The following is a 5,214-nucleotide window of genomic DNA, read 5'->3' as shown; positions in this document are numbered from 1 at the left end:
AGCGCCCGCCGGCCACGTTGAACGAGAACCGGCCGGCCGCATACCCGCGGCGCCGGGCCTCGTCGGTACCGGCGAACAGCTTGCGGACGGCGTCGAACATGCCGGTGTAGGTGGCCAGGTTGGACCGCGGAGTGCGGCCGATCGGCTTCTGGTCCACGGTCACCAGCCGGTCGATGGCTTCGACGCCGTCGACCGTCACTCCGATGCTGGCATCCAGATCGGCGTCGACGACCATGGCGTCGGCCTCGGCCGAATCGGACTCTTCGGCGTCGACGCCGTAAGCGCCGAGGTGCCGTGCTACGACGTCGCCGACGACCTTGCAGACCAGGGTGGACTTTCCGGAGCCAGACACTCCGGTGACCGCTGTGAACACCCCTAGCGGGATCTCGACCTCCAGATCGCGCAGGTTGTGGAAGCACACCCCGCGGAGGCGCAGAGTTCCTGTCGCCACCCGCTTCGGCCGGGCATCGGCCACCGCAGCGTCGAAGAGATAGCGCCGGGTCACCGACGCAGACACGTCAGCCAGGCCTGGCACCGGTCCGCTGTAGAGCACGTCACCACCGAGTTCGCCTGCGCCAGGGCCGACGTCGACGATCCAGTCGGCGCGCCGGACCACGTCCATGTCATGCTCGACCACGAATAGCGAATTGCCTGCTCGCCGAAGGCGATCCAAGACGTCGAGCAGCGGCTCGGCATCCGCCGGGTGCAGACCTGCCGACGGTTCGTCGAGCACGTAGAGAACGCCGAACAGGCCGGCCCGCAGTTGGGTTGCCAGTCGCAGTCGCTGCAGTTCACCCGGTGATACGGTCGGCGTCCGGCGGTTCAGACTCAGGTAGCCGAGACCAAGATCGACGAGGACCTGAATCCGCGCGACGAGGTCTGCCGCGATCACGGTGGCCACCTCGGTGAGCTCACCGGACTCGATGGACTCGTAGGCCGCCTCGGCATCGACGCGGTTGGCCGCGGGCTCCAGGGCGGCCACGAGATCCGTCAGCGGCAGGGCGACGAGGTCGGCGATCGTCTGCCCGGCGAACGTGACGAGCAATGCTTCGGGCCGCAGGCCCGAGCCGCCGCACACCGGGCATTCGACGCTGTCGACGAACTGCAGCACGCGGCGGCGCATCATCGCGCTCTGCGAATTGGCAAGGGTGTGCCGCACGTGGCGTTCGGCGCTGGAGAACGTGCCGTTGTAGTAATAGTCCGCGGTTACCGCGGCACGGTCTGGATGGATCTCGACGGTCGGCTGATCGTCGGTGAACAGGATCCAGTCGCGCTTGCGCTTCGGCAGCTTGTGCCACGGCTTGTCGATGTCGTAGCCGAGCGTGATCAGGATGTCGCGCAGGTTCTGCCCCTGCCACGCACCGGGCCACGCCGCGACGGCGCCTTCGCGGATGGTCAACGACGGGTCGGGTACCAGGGTCTCTTCGGTCACCCGGTGAATCCGGCCGAGACCATGGCACTCGGGGCACGCGCCGATGGCGGTGTTGGGCGAGAAGGAGTCGGAGTCCAGTCGTTCGGCGGCGCCGGGCGGGTACGTGCCCGCCCGCGAGAAGAGCATTCGGAGGAGGTTCGACAAAGTCGTCACCGTGCCTACTGTCGACCGTGACGTTCCCGCTCCCCTGCGCTGCTGCAGCGCCACCGCCGGAGGTAGACCGGTGATGTCGTCGACCTTCGGCGCTCCGGCGGGCAGCAGCAGGCGACGGGCGTACGGGGCGACGGACTCGAAGTACCGCCGCTGCGCCTCGGCATAGATCGTGCCGAACGCCAGCGACGATTTGCCCGATCCGGACACCCCGGTGAACGCGACGAACGCGTCCCGCGGTGCCGCGACGTCGACGGCTCTCAGATTGTGAACTTGCGACCCGAGCACACGGACGAAGGGATCGACGACTTCCGGAGGCGTAGACACCCTGCCAGTGTGCGGTCCACTCTTGACTACGACCAAACATCTGCAGGAGGTTTTCGCGAAGTGTCTGTCGACGTCTACCGCGCTCCGATGCGGTCGCGCCGGGACGACGTGGACGTTCAGGCGACCATCGACCGTGCAATGTCGTTGCAGGTCTGCGGCTTTGGCGGAATACTTCATCCACCGCCACCGAATCTCGATGGGGCGGTCGAGTCCGCCATCCGCCAGTACGACGATCGGCTGGCTCGCCGGATCGAGCGGTTCGCCGCGGCACTGGACGGATCCCTCGTCTGGACCAGGGACGCCAATCTGCTGTTCTGGGTCGGCAGGATCGCCGGACCCTGGTCCTACGACCCGAGCGATGTGGCGGCCGAGGTCGATCTGGTGCACGTCCGCCCCTGTGAGTGGTCGGAGTCGCCCATCAGCGAGCACGAGGCGCCTGCGGCAGTGCTTGCCACGTTCGGTCGCGGCGGCAGAAACCTTCAGCAGATCCACGACACGGCGGTCGGCGTGGTCAGTCAGCGGATCTGGGCGGCCACCCGTAGGCGTGCGAATTAGGCACTGCCACATGGCACTAAATGATCTTGAAGAATTTTCGCCAGGCCAGCCTCCTACCGACCGCCTTGGTGGCAGGCTCGGAGAATGGCATTCAAACTGACGTACTCCGACGGGCAAGAAACCGACTACGACGACGACACCGTTTGGGAAGTCGACGACGGCGTCCTCAAGATGGGGCGACACGAGGGCGACTGGACCGTCCTGGTGTCGCCCAGCCACTGGGCGGTGATCGAAGTGGGCGGCCATCGCCTGCGAGAAGACGATGAGACCGACGACGGCGTTGACGAGGAGTCGGACGACGAGCCCAAGAAGGATGAGAAGGACGAGAAGGACGAGAAGGACGTCAAGGACAAGAAGGACGACAAGGACGACGAGCCCAAGAAGGACGACAAGGACGACTGAGCTCCGAAGTGTGAGCGTGACCGCAAGCGGGTAACCGCCCTTCACCTTCGCGGTAGGAGGGCTCATGAGGGCTGCGCGCCGGATTGCGTTCGGAGTCGCGCTGGTCGTCGGCGTTGGCCTTCTGGTGCTCGTCTCCCCCTCGGTCCGCGACGGTGTGCCGGGTCAGCTGACGCAGGCGCAACAGGAATCCGAATCGGCCACGCGCACGGGTGTACTCGCGATGCGGCTCTGGCGCGAACACCGCTCGAGTGACGCGTTGGCCGCGGTGCAACTCGGCGATGCGAGTGAGCAAGTCACCAAGGCCTACGAGGACATCGCGACCCTCACTCCCGATACCGACGGAGCTCTCCGCCGCCAGCAGGCGCTGACGGCGACCATGACCGACGCGGTGGCCGCACTGAACGGCGCCAGGGCCCTGGTCCGGGGGGTGCCACTACCCGACGGCGTGGATGCCGTCGACCAACGGTTGGCGCGCGCGGTGAACGACCTTGCCGCACAGGGCGAATCATGAGCAAGCTCTTTGCCGTCGCGCTCGGCGTCCTGACGGCGATCGGCGGTTTCCTCGACATCGGCGATCTGGTCACCAATGCCGTCGTCGGGTCGAGGTTCGGCATGACGTTGGCGTGGGTCGTCCCGGTCGGCGTTCTCGGAATCTGTCTCTACGCGCAAATGGCCGGCCGGGTTGCCGCGGTCAGCGGGCGAGCCACCTTCGAGATCATCCGCGACCGACTCGGTCCGCGCACCGCCATGGCGAATCTTTCGGCTTCGTTCTTCGTCAACCTCATGACGATCACCGCCGAGATCGGCGGTGTGGCCCTGGCACTGCAACTGGCCACCGACGTCGGCCCCACGTTGTGGATGCCGGTCGCCGCATTCGCCGTCTGGGTGGTGATCTGGCGCGTCCGCTTCTCCGTGATGGAGAACGTGACCGGACTGGCCGGGCTGTGTCTGATCGTGTTCGCGGTAAGCCTCTTCCTGCTGCACCCGAATTGGGCCGACCTCGGTCATCAGGCGATCGCACCGATGATTCCGCAGTCCGAGTCCGCGGCCACGTACTGGTACTTCGCCATTGCACTATTCGGCGCGGCAATGACTCCGTACGAGGTGTTCTTCTTCTCCTCAGGTGCCGTCGAAGAGGGCTGGAGCGTAGCGGATCTCGGACGATCACGGCTCAATGTCCTGGTCGGCTTTCCCCTCGGCGGGCTGCTGTCGTTGGCCATCGCCGCGAGCGCAACCATCGTGCTGTTGCCTGCCGCGATCGAGGTGACCTCCCTGTCGCAAGTGGTCGCGCCGGTGGTCGTCGCGGGAGGCAAACTCGCCTTGGCCTTCGCCATCGTCGGCATCATCGCCGCGACCTTCGGCGCCGCTCTCGAGACCACGTTGTCAGCGGGCTACACCATCGCGCAGTACCTCGGTTGGACCTGGGGCAAGTTCCGGCGGCCGGCGCAGGCTGCCCGCTTCCATCTGCTGATGATCGTGGTTCTGATCGTCGGCGTTGCGGTGTTGTTCACCGGCGTGGATCCCATCCTGGTCACCGAATACTCGGTGGTGTTCTCCGCCATCGCCCTTCCGTTGACCTATCTGCCCATCCTCATGGTCGCGAACGACGGCGAGTACATGGGCGAGCACGTCAACGGACGAGCCACCAACGTGCTTGCGACGGTCTATCTCGTCATCATCCTGGTCGCTTCCTTGGCCGCGATTCCGCTGATGATCGTGACAGGGGCGGGGCAATGACAGGGTTCCGCCGGGGCGGCCAACAGCTCGAGTCCAAGCCGTGGGACGGTCGCCTGGTGGATGCCTTGCCCCAGCTTTTGGACCGCCAGCTACACGACCACGATGGCGAACCAATCGGCATCGTCGACGACATCGACCTCGACGGCGTTCCGATGGACGTGGACATCGCCGAGGGAACGCCGGCACCGACGGTCGCGGCGGTGGTCACGGGCAACGTCTGGGCCACTCGCATCTTCGGCGGCAAACCCCCCGCATCGCGTCTGCAATTCATCGCCTGGGACCTGGTGGACCGCCTCGGTGTGGTGATCACGTTGCACCGCACCGACGCCCAGCTCGATTCCCTTTGGGTCGAGCGTTGGTTGCGTCGCCACGTGATCGGTCGCATCCCCGGAGGCAGACATGCTCCTGAGTGAGTTGCTCGGCCTCAGCGTGCTGGACGACGAGGGTCGCCGCGTCGGGACGGTCATCGACGTCCGCCTCGCGGTTCAGGTGGGTCACCAGGACGACGCCGGCCCGACCCAGCTGTTCGGCTTCGTCGTCAGCCCACATTCCCGTTCTTCCTACCTCGGCTACGAACGAACGGACTCCACCGGCCCCGCCATGCTGTCCGC

Annotated in this window: 7 protein-coding genes; 6 read left to right on the top strand and 1 reads right to left on the bottom strand. The window is 66.2% G+C overall.

All coding sequences use genetic code 11. From position 1 onward, the window contains the following. The coding region (locus tag QOD90_RS20445; RefSeq protein WP_526352658.1) for an excinuclease ABC subunit UvrA at window positions 1-1,909 on the bottom strand (1,909 nt) is incomplete at its 3' end. A gap of 87 nt (window positions 1,910-1,996) precedes the next feature. Between QOD90_RS20445 and QOD90_RS20440 the strand changes: the two genes are divergently transcribed. The 6 genes from QOD90_RS20440 to QOD90_RS20415 form a co-directional block, all read left to right on the top strand. Then, entirely contained in the window at window positions 1,997-2,464 is a 468-nt protein-coding gene (locus QOD90_RS20440; protein ID WP_526352659.1) for a GAF domain-containing protein, read from the top strand. Window positions 2,465-2,548: 84 nt separating this feature from the next. Beyond that, window positions 2,549-2,866: a hypothetical protein gene (locus QOD90_RS20435; protein WP_526352657.1), complete on the top strand. Its 318-nt coding sequence runs from the start codon at window positions 2,549-2,551 to the stop codon at window positions 2,864-2,866. 64 nt (window positions 2,867-2,930) lie between these two features. Then, complete coding sequence (locus QOD90_RS20430) at window positions 2,931-3,377, top strand: hypothetical protein (protein ID WP_526352656.1); 447 nt, start codon at window positions 2,931-2,933, stop codon at window positions 3,375-3,377. After that, on the top strand, window positions 3,374-4,603 hold the full coding sequence (locus tag QOD90_RS20425; protein ID WP_526352655.1) for an NRAMP family divalent metal transporter: 1,230 nt from the start codon (window positions 3,374-3,376) through the stop codon (window positions 4,601-4,603). Before QOD90_RS20430 ends, QOD90_RS20425 begins: the two co-directional genes overlap by 4 nt. After that, window positions 4,600-5,016, top strand: coding sequence for a PRC-barrel domain-containing protein (locus QOD90_RS20420; protein WP_526352654.1), 417 nt, complete (start codon window positions 4,600-4,602; stop codon window positions 5,014-5,016). The genes QOD90_RS20425 and QOD90_RS20420 overlap by 4 nt, the downstream gene beginning before the upstream one ends. Next, window positions 5,003-5,214, top strand: a 212-nt coding sequence (locus QOD90_RS20415; protein WP_526352653.1) for a PRC-barrel domain-containing protein, incomplete at its 3' end; no start/stop codon positions are given. The genes QOD90_RS20420 and QOD90_RS20415, both read left to right, overlap by 14 nt.

Origin of the sequence: Mycobacterium sp., from assembly GCF_032161845.1 — a bacterium.
GTDB lineage: Bacteria > Actinomycetota > Actinomycetes > Mycobacteriales > Mycobacteriaceae > Mycobacterium.
This window is presented reverse-complemented; position numbering and strand designations above follow the sequence as displayed.

What these genes read in the sequence shown, in the direction of transcription:
- QOD90_RS20420 (WP_526352654.1), top strand. Translation starts at nt 4,600, where the DNA reads ATGACAGGGTTCCGCCGGGGCGGCCAACAGCTCGAGTCCAAGCCGTGG.
- QOD90_RS20440 (WP_526352659.1), top strand. Translation starts at nt 1,997, where the DNA reads ATGCGGTCGCGCCGGGACGACGTGGACGTTCAGGCGACCATCGACCGT.
- QOD90_RS20435 (WP_526352657.1), top strand. Translation starts at nt 2,549, where the DNA reads ATGGCATTCAAACTGACGTACTCCGACGGGCAAGAAACCGACTACGAC.
- QOD90_RS20425 (WP_526352655.1), top strand. Translation starts at nt 3,374, where the DNA reads ATGAGCAAGCTCTTTGCCGTCGCGCTCGGCGTCCTGACGGCGATCGGC.
- QOD90_RS20430 (WP_526352656.1), top strand. Translation starts at nt 2,931, where the DNA reads ATGAGGGCTGCGCGCCGGATTGCGTTCGGAGTCGCGCTGGTCGTCGGC.